Annotated in this window: 17 protein-coding genes; 3 read left to right on the top strand and 14 right to left on the bottom strand. The window is 58.6% G+C overall.

Annotated features, from left to right (window positions below):
• Window position 1 precedes the first annotated feature (1 nt).
• Complete coding sequence (locus AC2TEL_RS20835; RefSeq protein ID WP_480906733.1) at window positions 2–1504, top strand: aldehyde dehydrogenase (NADP(+)); 1503 nt, start codon at window positions 2–4, stop codon at window positions 1502–1504.
• Between the two features lie 177 nt (window positions 1505–1681).
• Here the strand turns inward: AC2TEL_RS20835 and AC2TEL_RS20830 are convergent, their stop codons facing one another.
• From AC2TEL_RS20830 to AC2TEL_RS20765, 14 genes are all read right to left on the bottom strand, one after another.
• Complete coding sequence (locus AC2TEL_RS20830; protein WP_480844434.1) at window positions 1682–2509, bottom strand: 3-oxoadipate:acetyl-CoA acetyltransferase; 828 nt, start codon at window positions 2507–2509, stop codon at window positions 1682–1684.
• Window positions 2510–2549: 40 nt separating this feature from the next.
• Window positions 2550–3542: an AAA family ATPase gene (locus tag AC2TEL_RS20825; protein ID WP_480844433.1), complete on the bottom strand. Its 993-nt coding sequence runs from the start codon at window positions 3540–3542 to the stop codon at window positions 2550–2552.
• Entirely contained in the window at window positions 3527–3946 is a 420-nt protein-coding gene (locus tag AC2TEL_RS20820; RefSeq protein ID WP_480844432.1) for a Rieske (2Fe-2S) protein, read from the bottom strand. Before AC2TEL_RS20820 ends, AC2TEL_RS20825 begins: the two co-directional genes overlap by 16 nt.
• Window positions 3939–4244, bottom strand: coding sequence for a YciI family protein (locus tag AC2TEL_RS20815; RefSeq protein ID WP_480844430.1), 306 nt, complete (start codon window positions 4242–4244; stop codon window positions 3939–3941). Before AC2TEL_RS20815 ends, AC2TEL_RS20820 begins: the two co-directional genes overlap by 8 nt.
• Window positions 4244–5074, bottom strand: coding sequence for an intradiol ring-cleavage dioxygenase (locus AC2TEL_RS20810; RefSeq protein ID WP_480906731.1), 831 nt, complete (start codon window positions 5072–5074; stop codon window positions 4244–4246). The genes AC2TEL_RS20815 and AC2TEL_RS20810 overlap by 1 nt, the downstream gene beginning before the upstream one ends.
• Window positions 5071–6093 carry a branched-chain amino acid ABC transporter permease gene (locus AC2TEL_RS20805; RefSeq protein ID WP_480862924.1) on the bottom strand — a complete coding sequence of 341 codons (1023 nt, stop codon included), beginning with the start codon at window positions 6091–6093 and terminating at the stop codon, window positions 5071–5073. Before AC2TEL_RS20805 ends, AC2TEL_RS20810 begins: the two co-directional genes overlap by 4 nt.
• 4 nt (window positions 6094–6097) lie before the next feature.
• The gene (locus AC2TEL_RS20800) at window positions 6098–6964 is read right to left on the bottom strand and encodes a branched-chain amino acid ABC transporter permease (RefSeq protein ID WP_480862922.1); all 867 of its coding nucleotides are present in this window, start codon (window positions 6962–6964) and stop codon (window positions 6098–6100) included.
• Window positions 6964–7686 (bottom strand): ABC transporter ATP-binding protein, encoded by a 723-nt coding sequence (locus AC2TEL_RS20795; protein ID WP_480862920.1) that lies wholly within the window; start codon window positions 7684–7686, stop codon window positions 6964–6966. The genes AC2TEL_RS20800 and AC2TEL_RS20795 overlap by 1 nt, the downstream gene beginning before the upstream one ends.
• A complete protein-coding gene (locus AC2TEL_RS20790; RefSeq protein WP_480862918.1) occupies window positions 7679–8407 on the bottom strand; it encodes an ABC transporter ATP-binding protein in 729 nt (242 codons plus the stop codon). Before AC2TEL_RS20790 ends, AC2TEL_RS20795 begins: the two co-directional genes overlap by 8 nt.
• Window positions 8408–8474: 67 nt before the next feature.
• The gene (locus tag AC2TEL_RS20785) at window positions 8475–9764 is read right to left on the bottom strand and encodes an ABC transporter substrate-binding protein (protein WP_480844424.1); all 1290 of its coding nucleotides are present in this window, start codon (window positions 9762–9764) and stop codon (window positions 8475–8477) included.
• A 27-nt stretch (window positions 9765–9791) separates the two neighbouring features.
• Window positions 9792–10844, bottom strand: coding sequence for a maleylacetate reductase (locus AC2TEL_RS20780; protein ID WP_480844423.1), 1053 nt, complete (start codon window positions 10842–10844; stop codon window positions 9792–9794).
• Between the two features lie 129 nt (window positions 10845–10973).
• Entirely contained in the window at window positions 10974–12482 is a 1509-nt protein-coding gene (locus tag AC2TEL_RS20775; protein ID WP_480844422.1) for an aldehyde dehydrogenase family protein, read from the bottom strand.
• A 110-nt stretch (window positions 12483–12592) separates the two neighbouring features.
• On the bottom strand, window positions 12593–13627 hold the full coding sequence (locus AC2TEL_RS20770) for a hypothetical protein (protein ID WP_480844421.1): 1035 nt from the start codon (window positions 13625–13627) through the stop codon (window positions 12593–12595).
• A gap of 22 nt (window positions 13628–13649) precedes the next feature.
• On the bottom strand, window positions 13650–14153 hold the full coding sequence (locus AC2TEL_RS20765) for a cupin domain-containing protein (protein WP_480844420.1): 504 nt from the start codon (window positions 14151–14153) through the stop codon (window positions 13650–13652).
• A 185-nt stretch (window positions 14154–14338) separates the two neighbouring features.
• Here AC2TEL_RS20765 and AC2TEL_RS20760 point away from each other — a divergent pair, with 185 nt between their 5' ends.
• Together AC2TEL_RS20760 and AC2TEL_RS20755 are read left to right on the top strand one after the other, a co-directional pair.
• Window positions 14339–15118, top strand: a complete 780-nt coding sequence (locus AC2TEL_RS20760; RefSeq protein ID WP_480844419.1) for an IclR family transcriptional regulator domain-containing protein — start codon at window positions 14339–14341, stop codon at window positions 15116–15118.
• 3 nt (window positions 15119–15121) lie between these two features.
• Window positions 15122–16978, top strand: coding sequence for a cobaltochelatase CobT-related protein (locus AC2TEL_RS20755; protein ID WP_480906727.1), 1857 nt, complete (start codon window positions 15122–15124; stop codon window positions 16976–16978).
• Window positions 16979–17258: the final 280 nt, after the last annotated feature.

The following is a 17258-nucleotide window of genomic DNA, read 5'->3' as shown; positions in this document are numbered from 1 at the left end:
AATGGACATGAACGGAAACAGCCTAGTTGCCGGAGAATGGATCGCAGGTGAAGGCAGCTTTCAATCCAGCCCTGCAACCGGCGATGCCAAAACCTATTCCGCAGGTACTCCGGCGCTGGTCGAGAATGCCTGCGCGGCGGCAGAAGACGCTTTTTGGTCGTACGGTTATTCTACGCGCGAGACGCGCGCTGTATTTCTGGAACGCATCGCTGATGAGATCGAAAAGCGCGGCGCAGAAATCACCGAAATTGGCTGCTCTGAAACAGGTTTGCCAGCTGGTAGACTGGAAGGTGAGCGGGGTCGCACCACGGGGCAGCTGCGCCTGTTCGCCGACCATATCCGCGAAGGTACCTATCTGGACTATCGTCATGACCCTGCTTTGCCGGATCGCCAGCCGTTGCCACGCCCGGATCTGAAGATGGTCCAACGCCCGATCGGTCCTGTGGCTGTATTCGGCGCGTCGAATTTTCCTTTGGCCTTTTCCACCGCTGGCGGTGATACCGCAGCGGCTCTGGCTGCGGGGTGTCCTGTGGTGGTCAAAGGCCATCCAGCGCATCCAGGCACGGGCGAGATCGTGGCTGAGGCTATCGACGCCGCCCGGCAGGCCCTGGAACTGCATCCGGGCGTTTTCAGCTTTGTGCAAGATGGTGGTATCGCTGTAGGAGGTGCACTGGTTCAGAACCCGTTCATCAAAGCGGTCGGTTTTACGGGGTCGTTGCGCGGTGGCCGCGCCTTGTTCGATCTATGCGCGGCGAGGGTTGAGCCTATCCCGTTTTTTGGTGAGTTGGGATCGGTCAACCCAATGTTCCTGTTGCCCGGAGCGCTTAAGTCGCGCGGCACCGAGATCGCAAAAGGTTGGGCTGCCTCTTTGACCATGGGCGCGGGTCAGTTCTGTACCAATCCTGGAATTACCTTTGTGCCCGAAGGACCGGACGCTGAGGCATTCATTGACGAGGCCGCCGCTTCGTTGCAGGAAACGGCCCCCCAAACCATGCTGACAGATGGCATTGCCCAGGCGTTTTGTGAGGGCCGGGATCGGATTGCATCGACTCCAGATGTGACGACAGTGGTCTCTGGAACAACAGAGAACCGGGCTGCGGGAGCCTATCTTTTCAGGGTTTCGGCTGATGCTTTCGAAGCCAAGCCGGTCTTGTCGCATGAGGTCTTCGGACCCTTGGGAGTAGTGGTCGTTGCCAAAAATGTCAGTGCTTTCACCTCTATCGCACGTGCGCTGGAAGGTCAGTTGACTGCAACGATGCATATGGACTCCCAAGACACCGAGTATGCGGCTCAGCTAATGCCGATACTGGAACGCAAAGCCGGACGTGTTTTGTTCAATGGGTTTCCGACCGGAGTCGAAGTCGCCGACAGTATGGTGCATGGCGGCCCTTATCCAGCATCGACCAATTTCGGGGCAACAAGTGTTGGTACACTCTCGATCCGCCGTTTCTTGCGACCGGTATGTTATCAGAATGTGCCCGCAGAGATCAGAATTGGCACTTGATACCCTGTATGTAAGAGGTCGTCTGGGCTTTTTTGCCAATACGCTCCGCAACGGGCAGGAAACGAGGCGATCAACGCATCGGTGTTGAAATACACTGGCGGCCATTCACTATCTGCATTCCCGGGCGTCAACGGTCAAAGTTTGCAAAAGATCCGGTTGTGCTCGTGAACACCAATCTCAACCAGCAAGGCCCAGCAGTTGTCTGGCTTCTTGCCACGTTGCAACAGGGCGATCGTGTTTTGCACAAAGTTTTGCGGTGCGTGCCACAAGGGCTGCGTTGGAGGGGGCGAGCGTGTCCTTGTCCAACCGCACATTGTCCTCAAGCCCGGTGCGGGCATGGCCTCCGGCGGCAATGCACCATTCATTCAGGGTCAGTTGATGTGGTCCGATACCCGCACCGCACCATTCCGCATCGGGTGCCAGACGCTCAACCGTGCGCACGTAATAGTCGAACACGTCCCGATCCACGGGCATCGCGTTTTTCACACCCATGACGAACTGCACGTAGAGCGAACCCTGGATACGGCCATCTTTGTTCATGGCCACCGCCTGATGGATGTGCGACAGGTCGAAAGCCTCGATCTCGGGCTTTACGTTGTAGGTCCGCATTTCCACGGCCAACCAATCCACCAGATCTGGGCTGTTTTCATAGACACGGGTCGGAAAATTGTTGGAGCCAACCGCCAAGCTCGCCATATCGGGTTTGAGCGGCAGCATTCCACCACGTTCTCTCTCCGCTCCCGAACGCCCACCAGTTGACAGTTGAATGATCATGCCAGGGCAGTGTTTTTTGATACCTTCCATAAGCTTCGCGAATTTTTCCGGGTCGCTTGTTGGCGTTTCGTCGTCGTTGCGGACATGAGCGTGCACAATGGATGCTCCGGCCTCGAAGGCTTCTTGCGTGCTTTCGATCTGTTCCTCAACGGTGATCGGTACCGCCGGATTGTTCTTCTTGGTTGGAAGCGATCCGGTGATGGCAACGCAGATGATGCAGGGTTTGGGCATGGGTTTCTCCGAATTTTGGGCGCGCGTCTGAACAGCGGGTTCAGGTCGCGCGTCCCCAGGGCGCGGGATCGCTATCTTTCAGGTCCCGGCCGAAACAACGTTGATAATATTCACAGAAGATGCCGCGCTCTGTCTCGTCGCAGCGGTTGAGGAAGGCTGTGCGGAAAGCGTAGTCGATATCGCCAAACAGGCGGATATTTTCGGCCCAGGCCAGCACTGTTCGCGGGCTCATGACTGTGGACACATCGCCCGTGCGAAAGCCGTTGCGGGTCAGTCCGGCCATGCGCACCATCAGTGGCAGGTTCTCATCCTTAGCCATCCACGCTGCCTTGCCTTGGACCATGCAGATCTCATCCGCTTCGTCGAGGTAATCGAGCCGCTGGGTCACGGTCCAGCGGTCCAGCTGCGCCTGGTTCAGCTGTTGGGTGCCGTGATACAGCCCCGTCAGGTCACCCAGACCAATGGTGTTGGCAGTGGCGAACAAGCGGAAGAACGGGTGCGGGTGCAAGACCCGGTTCTGGTCCAGAATGGTCAGGCGGCCTTCGGCCTCCAACACCCTTTGTATGACGAACATGACGTCGGGCCGTCCGGCATCATATTCGTCGAACACCAGCGCCACGGGGTGCTGATAGGCCCAGGGAAGCATGCCCTCGCGGAACTCGGTCACCTGCAAGTTGTCGCGTAGCACGATGGCGTCCTTGCCCAGAAGGTCGATCCGGCTGATATGGCTGTCGAGATTGATCCGCACGCAGGGCCAGTTCAGACGGGCCGCGACTTGTTCGATATGGCTTGATTTCCCGGTCCCGTGAGGACCCTGAATCAGAACGCGCCGGTTGCCGGAGAACCCCGAAAGGATCGCCATGGTAGCCGCCGGATCGAACAGGTAGCCGGGGTCGATCGTGGGGACATGATCGCAGGGATCGGAGAATGCCGCGGCCGTCGCGTCCGTGTCGATCCCGAACACTTCGCGGATCGATACATCCCTGTCAGGACGGGCAGGCAGATCCTCGATGTTGATCACTTTGCCTCCCATTCATCGGGCGTGGCGATATGAAGGATACCGTCCTTGACCAGAACCGGCACCGGGTCCAGCCAGCACCGTTCAGCCGCGCCCGAGACGCCATATCCGTCCTCGACCCGGAATTCGGCAAAATGCATGGTGCAGCGGATGCGGCTGCCATCATCGTTCATGAACATGCCCTTGCGGTAGTTCAGCGGTTGCGAGTAATGCGGGCACAGGTTGAGATAGCCATAGACGCGGTCGCCGCCCTGCCGCACGACAAACATCGAAAACACCGTCGTGCCGCGGCCAAAAACATATTCCTTGGCCGAACCGACCGCGATCTCATCCAGCGGACCCAGCTCGGCACCGGGCATCGGCGCTCGCGGTCGTGTTCGCCAAAGCCAGGGGTCCGGCTTGCTTAATGCATCAGCCATGATTTTCCTCCGGTTGTCCAAGCCCCCAGTTGAAGCCGTGGATCGATATCTGATCGTAGACGTCGGCCAGAATATACGGGTCGCCCGCCAGATAGGCCTCGACATCGGCACGTGCGGCGGCCTCGATCACAAGCATGGAGCCACACATCTGGTCGCTGTCGTCCAGCAACGGCCCGCCGATCCTGACGGTCACTGGATGGTCATGCTGGCGCAGGCGGGCGCGATGGGCAGGCCGGTTCGCGGCTCGCGCCTCGGCCTTGCCCGGTGCATCCAGCGCATGAACGACGAAATAGGGCATTAGCCGACCTTTTTGAGCTTCACGTCAAACCGGGCAGAGATACTGCCGCCTTCGTCCACGAAATCGACGATCAGGCTTTCCTTGACCCCGAACACCGCGTCGCTGTCCAGATAGGGATCGCCCTTTGGAAAAATATGCGTCACAAGTGTTTCGTAACCCGGCGCCGAGACGATGTAGTGGATATGGGCCGGGCGCATCGCATGCCGTCCCATTGCCTCCAGCAATTCGCCCACTGGTCCATCTGTCGGGATGGAATAGGGCAGGGGCTTGACAGTCGTATAGTGGTAGTGGCCGCTTTCATCGGTGGTGAACAGGCCGCGCATGTTCATATCCGGTTGCACGCCCGGCTGTTGGACGTCGTAGAAGCCTTCGTTGTTGGTTTGCCAAACATCCAACTTGGCCCCAGCAATCGGCGCGCCGTTTTCATCCGTCACGGTTCCCGACACCACGCAGAGCGCGCCCTTGCCGTCTAGACAGATATTGTCCCCCAGCGCCCGTTCGGGCGCGCCGCTTACGTGGAAAGGGCCGAGGACAGTATTCTCGGTGGCGCCATCCGGGCGGCGGTGGTTGATGGCGTCGACCAGCATCGATACGCCAAGCGTGTCCGAGGCGAGAATCCATTCCTGCCGCTTGTCATCGCACATCTTGCCCGTGGCGGTCAGGAATTGAATGGCCTGAAACCATTCATCCATGGTCGGCTCGACCTCTTTGACAAAGCCGTGAAGATGCTTGACCGCGCTTTCCATGATCTGGCGGAACCTTGGGTTTACGTCGTCGCCCAGACGTTTGATGACGGCGGCTTCCGAATTGTCTTCAGAAAAATAACTCATTTGGGTTTCTCCTCTTTGACAATCAGGCGGCGTCCTACAGGGAACAGATGGATATCGTAGCGCGCGCTGATCAGGCCCCAAATGCCTTTGGGTGCAAACAACATAACCGACACCGCGATGCTGCCCAGCACGATCAGGTACCAGCTGCCCCAATCCGCCGCGATCTCTCGGAGGATGAAGAAAATGATTGTGCCAAGGATCGGGCCCTCGATGGTTCCGATGCCACCGATCACGACGATGAAGATCACCAGTGCAGTCCAGTCCTGAACGGAAAAGGCCGCGTCGGGCGAGATCCGCAGCTTTTGAAGGAAGATCAGCGCGCCGACCAGCCCAGTCATTCCGGCGGCTACGACATAGACGATGAACTTGGTGCGGTAGGTTTCGACCCCCAGGCTTTCTGATGCGGGCTCGCTGTCGCGAATGGCAGTCATTGCAAGTCCCCAGCGCGACCGCAGCAGGAAGAACACCAGCGCGATGGCTCCGACCGCGATGCCGAGCGCCACCCAGTAGACCAGATGTTCGCGGCCCGCGCGGCTGGCAGCGATGGATTTGACAATGGACGCTGGCAGCGACATGCCCGAGCCGCCGCCAAGCGCCGAGATTTGCGCAAAGCTCAGCCGGAACACTTCGGCGATGACCCATGTGCCGATGGCAAAATAGGCGCCTTGCAGCCGGAAGGCGACAAGAGCAGTGGGCATCGCGACCAGCGCGGTCAGCACACCCGCCAGCACCAGCGCCATGATCGGATGCACGTCGCCGAAGGCTGCCAATGCAAACAACAAATAGCCGCCCAGACCAACAAAGGCCTGTTGTCCGACCGAGACAAGGCCGCCATAGCCCGCCAGCAGTGACCACATTTGCGCCAGCGCGAGATAGTAGAAGATTTCGACCATCAGGCGCAGCTCGGCCCGTCCGGCCCACCAGGGCGCGGCGATCAGGACGATCAGAACGACGGCGGCAATGCTCATGGATATCTGGCTGGCGCGGGTCGAGCGTTGGACTGTGTAGTTCAGGCTCATCGGATTATCCTTTCATCTTCGGGAACAGGCCCTGTGGTTTGACCACCAGCAGGACAAGAAAGGCCAGATGGCCCGCGAGGATCTGGAGCCCCGGATCGATCTGAGCGCCAATGGCCTGCGCCACGCCCAAAATGATGCCACCCGCAAGAGTACCCCAGAGGTTGCCCAGCCCGCCGATGATCACGGCCTCGAAGGCAAACAGCAGGCGCGCGGGTCCGACCGAGGGGTCGAAATTTGTGCGCATCGCCAGATAGACACCGGCTATCCCGACAACAGCCGAGGCAATCGCCGTGGCATAGCCGAAGATCTTGGCGTTGTTGGCCCCCATCAGGCGCACCGTATCCTGATCATCGGACGTGGCGCGCAGCACCCGGCCCAGCGAGGTTTTGTAGAAGAACGCCTGCAATCCGGAGATCACGATCAACGCCGAAGCGAAGATCAGCAGCGGCATGACCCCGATGGAAATGCTCTGGTTGATCGGAATCGAGGCGGTTTCAAGCCATCCCGCCTGCAATTTCTGGCTGTCGGCCGAAAACACCTCAAGCAGCACATTCTGGATGATGATCGAAAACCCGAAGGTCACCAGCAATGGCGGCAGGATATCTTCGCCCAGCGTTCGGTTCAGCAGCACCCGCTGGCCCACATATCCGATCAGGGCCATCCCTGGCACCACGACAAGCATGGCCCACAGCGGGTGAACCCCGGAGGCCGCGACAACGATCAGCGCGCCATAGGCCGCCACCACGATAAAATCACCATGTGCGATATTGACGAAGCGCATCACGCCGAACATGAGGCTCAGCCCCGCGGCGAAGAGCGCATAGAGCCCGCCCAGCAGGATCCCCTGTATGATTGCATTTACCCAGTCCATTAGGCAGCCTCCCCATCCTCAAGGCCGAAATAGGCGGCCGATATCTGTTCGCGGGTCAGGTCCCCGGGTTTACCGGTCAGCGAGACGTGACCTTCCTGAAAGCAGTATACCCGATCCGCGACGGCCATCGCCTGGTTCACGTCCTGTTCGACCACGATCATGGTCGCGCCATGCGCCTTGATCTTGGGGACGGCCTCGTAAATGTCCTTGATGACGATGGGCGCCAGACCAAGGCTGATTTCGTCACATAACAGCAACTTCGGGTTCGACATCAGTGCCCGTCCGATTGCCACCATCTGCTGCTGACCGCCGGACAGGTCGGTGCCGCCGTGATGGCGCCGCTCGGCAAGTATCGGGAACAGGTCGTAGATGGTTTCCAGCGTCCATTTTGGTCCGCTGCGGCCGTAGCAGCCAATAAGCAAGTTTTCTTCGACCGTGAGAGAGGGAAACAGCCTGCGCCCCTCGGGCACCATTGCCAGCCCCCGTTTGACAAGCCTGTGCGCAGCGGTGCCACCGACCGGACGGCCCAGAAAAGTTATATCCTGACTAGTGGTGTCCATCATGCCGGTGATCGAGCGCAGGAAGGTTGATTTTCCCGCCCCGTTCGAGCCGATGATGGCGACCGTTTCGCCCTCGTAGATCTCGAAGTCGATCCCGAACAGGGCTTGAAAGTCGCCGTAGTGGGCGGTCAGCCCACGGGTTTGCAGAACCGGATCAGCCATCGCCTTCAATCCCCATGTAGATTTCCTTGACCTGGGGTGAGTTCATCACCTCCTTCGGATCGCCCTCGGCGATCTTGGCACCAAAATTGATCACGATCAGCCGGTCGACCACGGCCAGAAGCGCATGCACGATATGTTCGATCCAGATGATGGAAACGCCCGACTTGTGGATGTTTTTGATGGTATCGACCAGTTCTTGGCATTCATGTTCGGTCAGGCCGCCGGCGATTTCGTCCAGCAGCAGCAGCTTGGGATTGGTGGCCAATGCGCGCGCCATTTCCAGACGCTTGCGTTCAAGCAGCGTCAAAGCTCCGGCGCGGACATTGGCTTTGGGCAGCAGGCCGGTCCGGTCCAGCACGTCGACGCAGCGGTCGTAACATTCGCTTTCGCGAACCGAGTCTCCAAAGGCACCACCCACAAGCAGGTTTTCAAAAACTGTCATCCCTGCGAAGGGGTGCGGGATCTGGTAGCTCCGCCCGACACCCAGCCGGCAGCGTTTCGACGCGGAAAAGGCGGTCACGTCATTGCCCTGATAGTTCACGCGCCCGGCATCGGGTTTCACGCCACCCGCGATCAGATTGAACATGGTGCTTTTACCGGCACCGTTTGGACCGATGACGCCAAGCGCCTCACCATCTTTCAGCGTGAAGCTCAGATCGTCTGTCACCTTGAGCTTGCCATAGCTCTTAGACACTGACTCCAATGTCAGGATGTCGCTCATGAAGCGTCCTCCGGAATACAGGTTGTGCCCCGAGCGGGGGAGAGATGCCCGGAGCGGAACATGTGGATCAGGAAATAGCCTCCATAGACCCACCGGTCGGTACCTCTGGAGCGATCCCGTTGGCGGTGATCACCATGTCGTATTTGAATGGTCCGCCCAGACGCCACTGACCGCCTACCAAGGGGGTCTTGGACACGTTTGGCACCGGCCCGGCGCTGAAGTCGATATGGCCGACGACGGTGTCCAGCTTGGTTTCTGCAACAGCATCGCGCACCTTGTCATAGTCGAACGGATCGCCCGAGCGCGACAAGGCGTTGGCGGCCACCTCGAAAAGGGCATGGGCAAAACCGATGGGTTGAGTCCACTGGCGGCCGGTTGCCTCTGTGTAGCCGTCCGCAACCTGCGCGGCGCTTTGACCTGTCAGCGAGGATGAGAACGGGTGGTTTGGCGTCCACCAAACCTCGGAACTGAGGTTCTGCCCCGCGTCGCCAAGTTGCTCGACCACCACCGGGAACAGGATGGCCTTGCCCATCGAAGCGATTTTCGGCGTGTAACCCTGTTGCCGGGCCTGGGTCCAGAAAGTGGTGAAATCCGGAGGGATCATGACCCCTGTGACAATATCAGCAGTGCCATTTTTGAAGGCGGAAATCTGGGCTGAGAAATCATCGCTCAGGTTCTGATAGCGGCCCGGATCGATCAGGTCATAGCCAAGTTCTGAAAGTGGTTTGGGAAAGCCCAGTTCCGTATCACCCCAGGCATTGCCGTCGCCGTCATTGGGGAACATGCCACCCACGACCTTTGAGGTGTCAAGTTGCCCCCACATCTCGGTAAAGACGGCAATGACGTCCTCAAGGCCCCAGAAGAAGTGGTAAGTGTATTCGAACCCGGTTTCCGGCTCGCCGCCACGGGTGAAGAACCAAGGCTGCCACGGTGCTACGGTTGAGATACAGGGCACCCCGTTGATTTCGCACTGGTCTGAGACCGGGTTTGTGGTTTCCGGGGTTGATGAGACGACCATCAGATTGACCTCGTCTTCGAGGATCAACTGCGCCGCTACATCCGCTGCGCGATTGGGGTTCGACTGGCTGTCCTTGACGATCACCTCAACACCATAGGTGCTGCCATCAATGGTGATACCTTCGCTGAACGCGGCGTTTATCCCGGCAAGGATGTATTCGTCTGATTCCGCGAATGCCGCCAACGGCCCGGTTCGGGGGCTGACATAGCCGATCTTGATCACGCCGTCGGCTGCGTGGGCGCGGCGGGTGAAGGACAGGCTGGATGTCAGCGCGGCGCTGGCAAGCGTGGTTTTTATAAGAGTTCTGCGGTCGATGAGACCGGGTTGGCGAATTAACATTACTTCCTCCCTTAGCAAGTTTGTTGGTTACGGGCGGGTTCCGTCAAAGGCCGCCTGCAGCATCTCGCGTACCCCATCGCGGGTGACGGGGCGCGGATTGTAATAGGGGTTCTGCACCGCCAGATCGGCGGCCTTGTTCAGCCCGGCCTCGGTCATGCCAAGCTCGGCCAGCGATTTGACTCGGCCGACCGATTGCAACAGATCATACAGGGCTGAAGGCGCATCCTCGGCCCCCAACGCGCGCGCAGTGCGCGCCATTGCGTCGGGTGCTGCCTCGCGGTTATAGGCCGCAGAGTAGGCAATCATCAGGCAATGCACATCGGCATGAGGCAGGTCGAATGAGCCGCCCAGCGTATGGCAAATCTTGTGATGGATCGCCATGCCGACTGAACCGAGACAAGCCCCGGCCAGCCAGGCACCGTATAGAGCCTCGGCACGGGCGTCGACGTTGCTGCCGTCGTCCATCACTTTTGGCAGCGCCGCGCCGAGGGCGCGAATACTCTCTTCTGCCATCATCGAGATGATCGGGTTGGCATCTTGCGCGTAAAGCGCTTCGACCGAATGGGCGATGGCGTTCATACCGGACGGGCCCGAGATGAAATCCGGCAAGGTTAACGTCAGCTCGGGGTCGTAGATAACGGTCTCGGGCAGAACCCTGGGCGAGCGCAGCGTGGTTTTCACACCGCCTTCGGTCTGGCCGAGAATCGGTGTCATTTCCGACCCTGCATAGGTGGTGGGCACCACGACCTGCGGCAGATCCGTGCGGTAGGCGATGGCCTTGCCCAGACCGATGGTCGATCCACCGCCAACAGACAGGATACCGTCGCAGTTCATCTGCTCCATCTGATGCATCGCGGATTCCGTAACCTGCACCGGCGTATGCATGACCGCGCCAGGATAGAGCGCGCCCACCCGGTCGCCGATCATGGCAGCAAAAGTCGCGCAGGCCTCGGACTGATCGGCGGTAGACAGGACCAGCGCCCGTTTGATGCCCAGCCGGTCGAGCTCCTCGCCCACTTCGGCGCAGCGTCCGGCACCGAAGATCACGCGTGAGGACAAGCTGTCATAGTCAAACTGCACGGGTTTTCTCCTTAGCCGGAGGTTTCAGCGCGGCCAGCATCTTTTCCAGCTTCGTGCACGTGCCGAGTTCGGCCTTTTTGCATTTTCCGCAGCAGACGGAGTCGTTACTCTTAGTCATCGCAGCCTCCCTCAGCGCTCGTAATGAGGTGGGATTTGTGCATCGACATTGACCCAGACCGATTTCGGTTGGGTGTATTCGCGCATCACTTCGAACCCCATTTCCCGGCCGTAGCCGCTTTCGCCGATGCCGCCAAAAGGCGAGGCCGGGTGGACAACTTTGTAGGAGTTGATCCAGACCATGCCGGCCTGAATATCCCGTGCAAAACGGTGCGCACGGGACAGGTTCTGCGTCCACAAGCCCGATCCCAGCCCGTAGATCACACCATTGGCCATCTTCAGCGCCTCTTCTTCCTCGCGGAAGGTCGAGACAGTGACGAAAGGGCCGAACACCTCTTCCTGGCAAACGCGACTGTCGATTGTGGCGCGCACCACGGTGGGCTCGACGAAGCAGCCTTCCTTCAGCTCGGCTGAGTCGGGGGCCTTGCCGCCGGTGACAATCTCGCCGCCTTCATCGACGGCGATCCTGGAATACTCCAACACCCGTTGTTGATGCATCTTCGATGTCAGCGGACCCATTTCGGTATTTGTATCCAGCGGATTGCCGAGACGGATGGATTTGGCCAGCGCAGTAAATTTTTCCGTAAATTCATCGGCCACATCCTCGTGAATGATGATGCGGGAACCGGCGATACAGGCCTGACCCTGGTTGTGGAAAATCGCCCAGGCCGATCCGCCGACAGCGGCTGGCAGGAAAGCATCTTTGAAGATGATATTGGGTCCTTTGCCGCCCAGCTCCAGCTGCACCTTCTTCAGATTACCGGCCGAGGCTTGTACGATGCGGCGGCCGGTGGCGGTGGAGCCGGTAAAGGCGATCTTTTTCACATCGGGGTGTTCCGCCAGGCGAGCGCCGGCGGCGTGGCCGTAACCGGGCACCACATTGACCACGCCGTCAGGGATACCGACCTCTTTCATTAGCTCCGCAACACGCAGCGTCGACAGCGGCGTGATTTCGGCAGGCTTGATGACTATCGTGTTCCCGGCGGCCAGCGCCGGCGCCATCTTCCAGCTGGTGAACATCAGCGGGAAGTTCCAAGGCACGATCTGCCCCACCACGCCAAGCGGTTCGCGCTGCACATAGTTGATGAAGCCCGGATAGACTGGCGGCAGCGAGCCTTCGACCTTGTCTGCCATACCGCCGAAATAACGGAAACAGCGGGCGGTGCGTGGAACGTCGAGCTTGCGTGCATCGCGCACCGGGTGGCCAGTGTCCAGCGCCTCAAGCCGGATCAGCTCTTCGGCATTGGCTTCGATGGCATCCGCCAGTTTCAGCAGAAGCTGGCCACGATCGGCGGGGTCCATGCGCGACCAGGCCGGGAACGCGGCCTTTGCCGTTTCCACTGCGCGATCCACGTCTTCCTCGCGGGCTTCGGCTATCTCGCAAATCTTGGAGTTGTCGAAAGGGTTCAGAACGTCGATCGTGCCGCCGCCGACGGCGTCGACGAATTCACCGCCAATAAACAGCTTGGTCTGGATCGGCCGGGTCAACCCAGCGTTCTTGAAGGCGGGCAGGATGGTCATCGCGCAAATCTCCTCCGTTCATGGAAAGCGGGCATTCCACGGGTAGCGCTTATCGCGTGTCTCGAGGTTGCTCCGGGCAAAGCGGTTCCCTGCCCGGAAATTTGTTCAGATCAGAAATCGACGGCTACGTTGGGTGCTTTGCCGTCACGGATAAGATCCGGGATTTTGGGCGAGCCGTTTTCCCAAACCAGAAGCATGGACCGCTTCGGCGAAAACCCCTGATGGCGGACATCGGCAGGCATGCAGGCCACGTCGCCGGCCTTCATGTGCACCACCGCCTTGGGGCGGCCTCGCTCACCGTCCTTTATGTTCCAGGTGATCTGGTCGGACATCTGAATGAACCACTCGCAGCGGTCATTGCCATGCTCGACAGGCAGGATGTATTCCTCGGTTGTCGGGCAGAACAGGCTGTCCTTGACTACCGAGCAAACCGACGGGTTCCAGGTCACGTCCGAGCGGCTGAGATAGCCGAACAGGTTATAGGCCTGAACCTCATGCTCGAAACCCGGCTCTGCATCCACCTCGGGCTGACCCTGATCGACATCATCGAACATGACGTTGACGGGATAGCCGTTCACATCGGTACGCAGCGGTGTGTCTCCGGGGACGCCGACCATTCGGCGAGCGGTGACGCGCTGGCGGCTGACTGCATCGTCATTATCTCCGTTCTTGATGCCCCAGGGCGTGCCGGTTTCACGAGGCGCCGCGAAGGGATCGAACCCTTCGATGGTCCAGTCCGAGATCATGCCTTTGAAGATCTCCATCAGCTCATCAGCCTTGAACCGCTCGATATAGTCGTTTCCATCGGCGACATAGGCTTCGTTCAGCGTGCCGTAGAACATCTCGACCTCACCATAATAGTTGGTGGTGCCGAAGACCGGGTCGAAATTCACGGTGCCGTAGAAAAAGCCCCATGCCACGTCGCGCATCAATGCGCGCAGAAATACGTCCACCGACATGGTGTGGGTGCCCTTCGGGGTTTCGATATAGGCGAAATACTCGTCCCGGCGGAAATTGAACTTGCCTGCCTTGAAGGATTTGTATCCGGTCACGTTATCGGCAGGGTCGACCGAGAACCCGCCGGACAGCGGCAGCCCGCGGGGATTGCTGATTTCGGTGTTGCCGAGATCTTCTTTCATAGCCATTTTGGTGTCTCCTCCGCGAAACTTACTGTTGACAGAACTCGGCCCATTTGTGCTGGGTCACGGGTCCGTCTATTGTTTGGATCATAAGGGTGGCTGGGCTTTCGGCGCTAAAACGGTATGCCGCACCGACCGGCAGCAGGGCCATATGGCCGCGGCTCAGTTTGATCGTGCCCATTTTGGGGCCTTGCGGATCACCGGATAGCTTATGCGCGCCTTCGCTTTCGGGATCGACAACGGCATCGGGGTCTTCGAGTTTTACCAGTTCGACCGTAACCGGGTAGTCCATCGCAACGGCGAACTCGTCATGGGCGGCCGTGTACCAGGGAGATGTGCCTTCGGCGCGCGTAGACTCGATCACGTATTCGAAATTCTTGGCCACAGCGACGCGCTCGTATGGGGCGGATTTTGCGGCAACCTCGTACATGTTCGAGAAGACATAGTTCTTCTTGTTGTCCTCGCTGATAACGGTGATTGATCCGCTGTCATACTCGTCGATCGAGGCGAAATCTGTGGTGTACTGGCTCACGGCCTATCTCCTCCTAGCATTTCAGCCGATCCATGTGTTCGCATTCCGAACGGCTGTTCATATTGCGAACTGTGCTCATGTTCGTTATTTTACGTCAACAGAGTGACCCGGGAAATGTTCGCAATACGCCCATTTGTTCGGTATGCGGTTAAATTTGAGGCGAATCGAGAGGAAAAAGCGCCAAAATGACGGTTCTGGAGCCAATAGAACACACGAATCGGGATTTCGTTGGATCGCTCGCCAAGGGACTTCGCGTGCTGCGATCCTTTAAGGAGGGGACCGAAAAGATGACGGTTTCCGACGTGGCTCGCGTCACGGAACTCCCACGCGCGGGCGCACGACGACTGCTTCTGACCATGCACGCACTAGGCTACATGTATACTGATGGCAAGTATTACAGTCTGTCGCCCAAGGTGCTTGAGCTTGGCTTTTCCTATCTCAGCTCGCAAAACTGGCTGTCGCTGGCGTCACCTATCCTCGAAAAACTGCGGGATGAATTGAATGAGGCAGTGTCGGTCACGGTGCTGGAGGGCGTGGACGTGGTCTACGTTGCACGGTTTCAGACCGACCGTGTGATGACGATGGCAATGGATATTGGCTCGCAGAAACCGGCCTATTGTACGGCAATGGGACGCGTTCTGCTTGGTGCTTTACCGGAAACCAAGGTGCGAGAAGTCCTTCTGGCCTCGCACATTGAAGCGCATACAGAAAATACGTTGACTGATATCAACGACATTACTGCCGCGATATGCCGTGTGCGATCACAGGGCTATTGCCTGATCGACCGCGAACTTGAAAACTCGTTGGTCGCCATTTCGGTACCGTTAAAGAACTATCACGGCGAAACGCTGGCGGCGGTGAATGTGTGCGGCCATCCTGGAAACTTATCGCTGGACGATCTGGAAACGCGCTGCCTGACGGCGCTTGAGGCCGCCACCGACAAGATATCCCAGCTTCTGGTCTGATAGGTGACGAAAGAGGTCCGCAGCACCATCCAGAAGCGCGACGACAAAGGTGTCGTGCGTCATGGTGGTGAGTGGCTGACGATCTGGTCCGATCCTGACAGCCTGAAATCCGAAAGCGAGAAGCGCGAAGAGGCAAACCGGGATCAGGCGTTGCGCGACATCGAGGCCAGCCTGGCGGCCACCGCGCGATCCATGGTCGGGCAGGATGTCGAGGTGCGTTTTGGACCAGGTGCCGGCGCCGACACGAATTGTATCGTACTGCCGAAACTCGAACCGGACGCCGCAAATCTGGTGGCACTACGGGGGCAATGCGATGCCAGCGCAAGCTTTCTGGTGCATCATGACCCCGATCTGCATCTGACACTGTCGCCCAAGGACTCGACCCGGGCACGGCTGTTCCTTCTTCTCGAACACCTGCGCTGCGAGGCGCTGGAAGCCTCGGCTTTTCCCGGCGTGGTCAACAATCTTGTCGCCCTGCAGGTCGACCGCCTGAAGCGCGCGCAATTGTTGCATGCTCATCTCGCTTCGCTGCTGCCTTTGGCCGAGGCGTTGCGCATGGTTTGCCGCGACAGTTTCTTGGGCACCCCCGAGCCAAGCCTGCAAACCGCAGGGTTCCGTATGTGGGACAGGTGGCTGCGCGAACGGTATCAGGTGCAATTTACCAAGATGGCGAGCGAGATCGACGACCAACGGGCTTTTGCCGAGCAATCCAAATCTTTCCTTGCAGCTTTGTTGGCCGAGTTGCCCTCGGCCGGTGAACGTGAACGGCGCGCCTTGACGGATCAGGATGATGATTCAGGAACGGATAGCAGCGAACGGCGCGTGTCCGACAACCTGGCCGATGCTCCGCTGTTTGAGCCGGGCGAGGTCGAAAACGACATCAACGACCTACAACAACCGGTTTCGGCAAGCCCATCAGTGAAACCCAGGCCCTATCGCGTGTTTACGACGCAACATGATCGCGTGGTTCACGCCAACGACCTTGCTCCCTCTGCCAGTCTGCGTGAGGCGCGGCTCAGGCTCGATGCGCGCATGTCAGAATACCGTACCGAAGTCACGCGCCTTGTCAGTCGGCTCCAACGTCGAATTCTCGCGCAGCAAACGCGACAATGGGAGTTTGATCTGGAAGAAGGGCTGATCGACGCGGCAAAACTGGACCGTGTGGTCATCAACCCGGGCTTCGAACACGCTTACAAACAGGAAACCGACAGCCCATTTCGAGATACCGCCGTGACTCTACTGATCGACAATTCCGGTTCGATGAGGGGTAAGCAGGTGGAAACCGCCTGCATTGTCGCCGAACTTCTGGTGGCTGCACTGGAGCGTTGCACAATCTCGACCGAGATCCTCGGCTTTACCACCTCGGCCTGGAAGGGAGGAAAATCGTACAAGGATTGGTTGAGAGCGGGGAAGCCAACGTCGCCGGGTCGCCTAAATGACGTGCTGCACATCGTTTACAAGGATGCTGCTACGCCCCTACGCCGCGCGCGCGACAGTATTTGTGCGATGTTGATGCCTTCCATCTTGAAGGAAAACATCGACGGGGAAGCACTGGATTGGGCGGTCAGGCGATTGGCGCAACGGTCGGAAAGGCGCAAAGTGCTTATAGTGCTGTCTGATGGCGCGCCGGTTGATCAGGCTACATTGGAGAAAAATGAAGACAAGACTATTCTAGATAAGCACTTGCGGCAGGTCATAGCGCGGGTTCAGTCAAATATGAACATTGAACTTTGTGCCATCGGGATAAGGCACGATGTGTCGAACTACTATCCTATCAACCGGCGTATTGATCAAATCGAGGATCTAGCCGATGCAGTTGTCGAGGTGATGGACAATTTCTTGTTACCGGGTCGGTGGTGAGTTCCCGGCATATTTTATTGTCGCAACCAAAAGGCGGGCTCGGAACTTACAGACCTAGGGCCGGTGCCGCTTGCAGAAGAAGATGAAAAACACTTTAGGCCGAGTTCTGACTGTATCCTACGCTTGATGAAACGTCGGTCCTTCTCAATTGCGTTGTTGAGAATTTCGGCTCAACATCTCGATTGGGATTGGACAGCCAAAGCTACCAACAAAAGCGTTTTTGACGGATCTGTTGCAAACTTTTGGCTGTTGACGATGTCAGATGCCGCGGGTGAATGAC

The sequence above is a fragment of the Ruegeria sp. HKCCD9138 genome (assembly GCF_057220975.1).
Note: the sequence above shows the minus strand (reverse complement) of the source record. Positions and strands in the feature narration are given on the sequence as shown.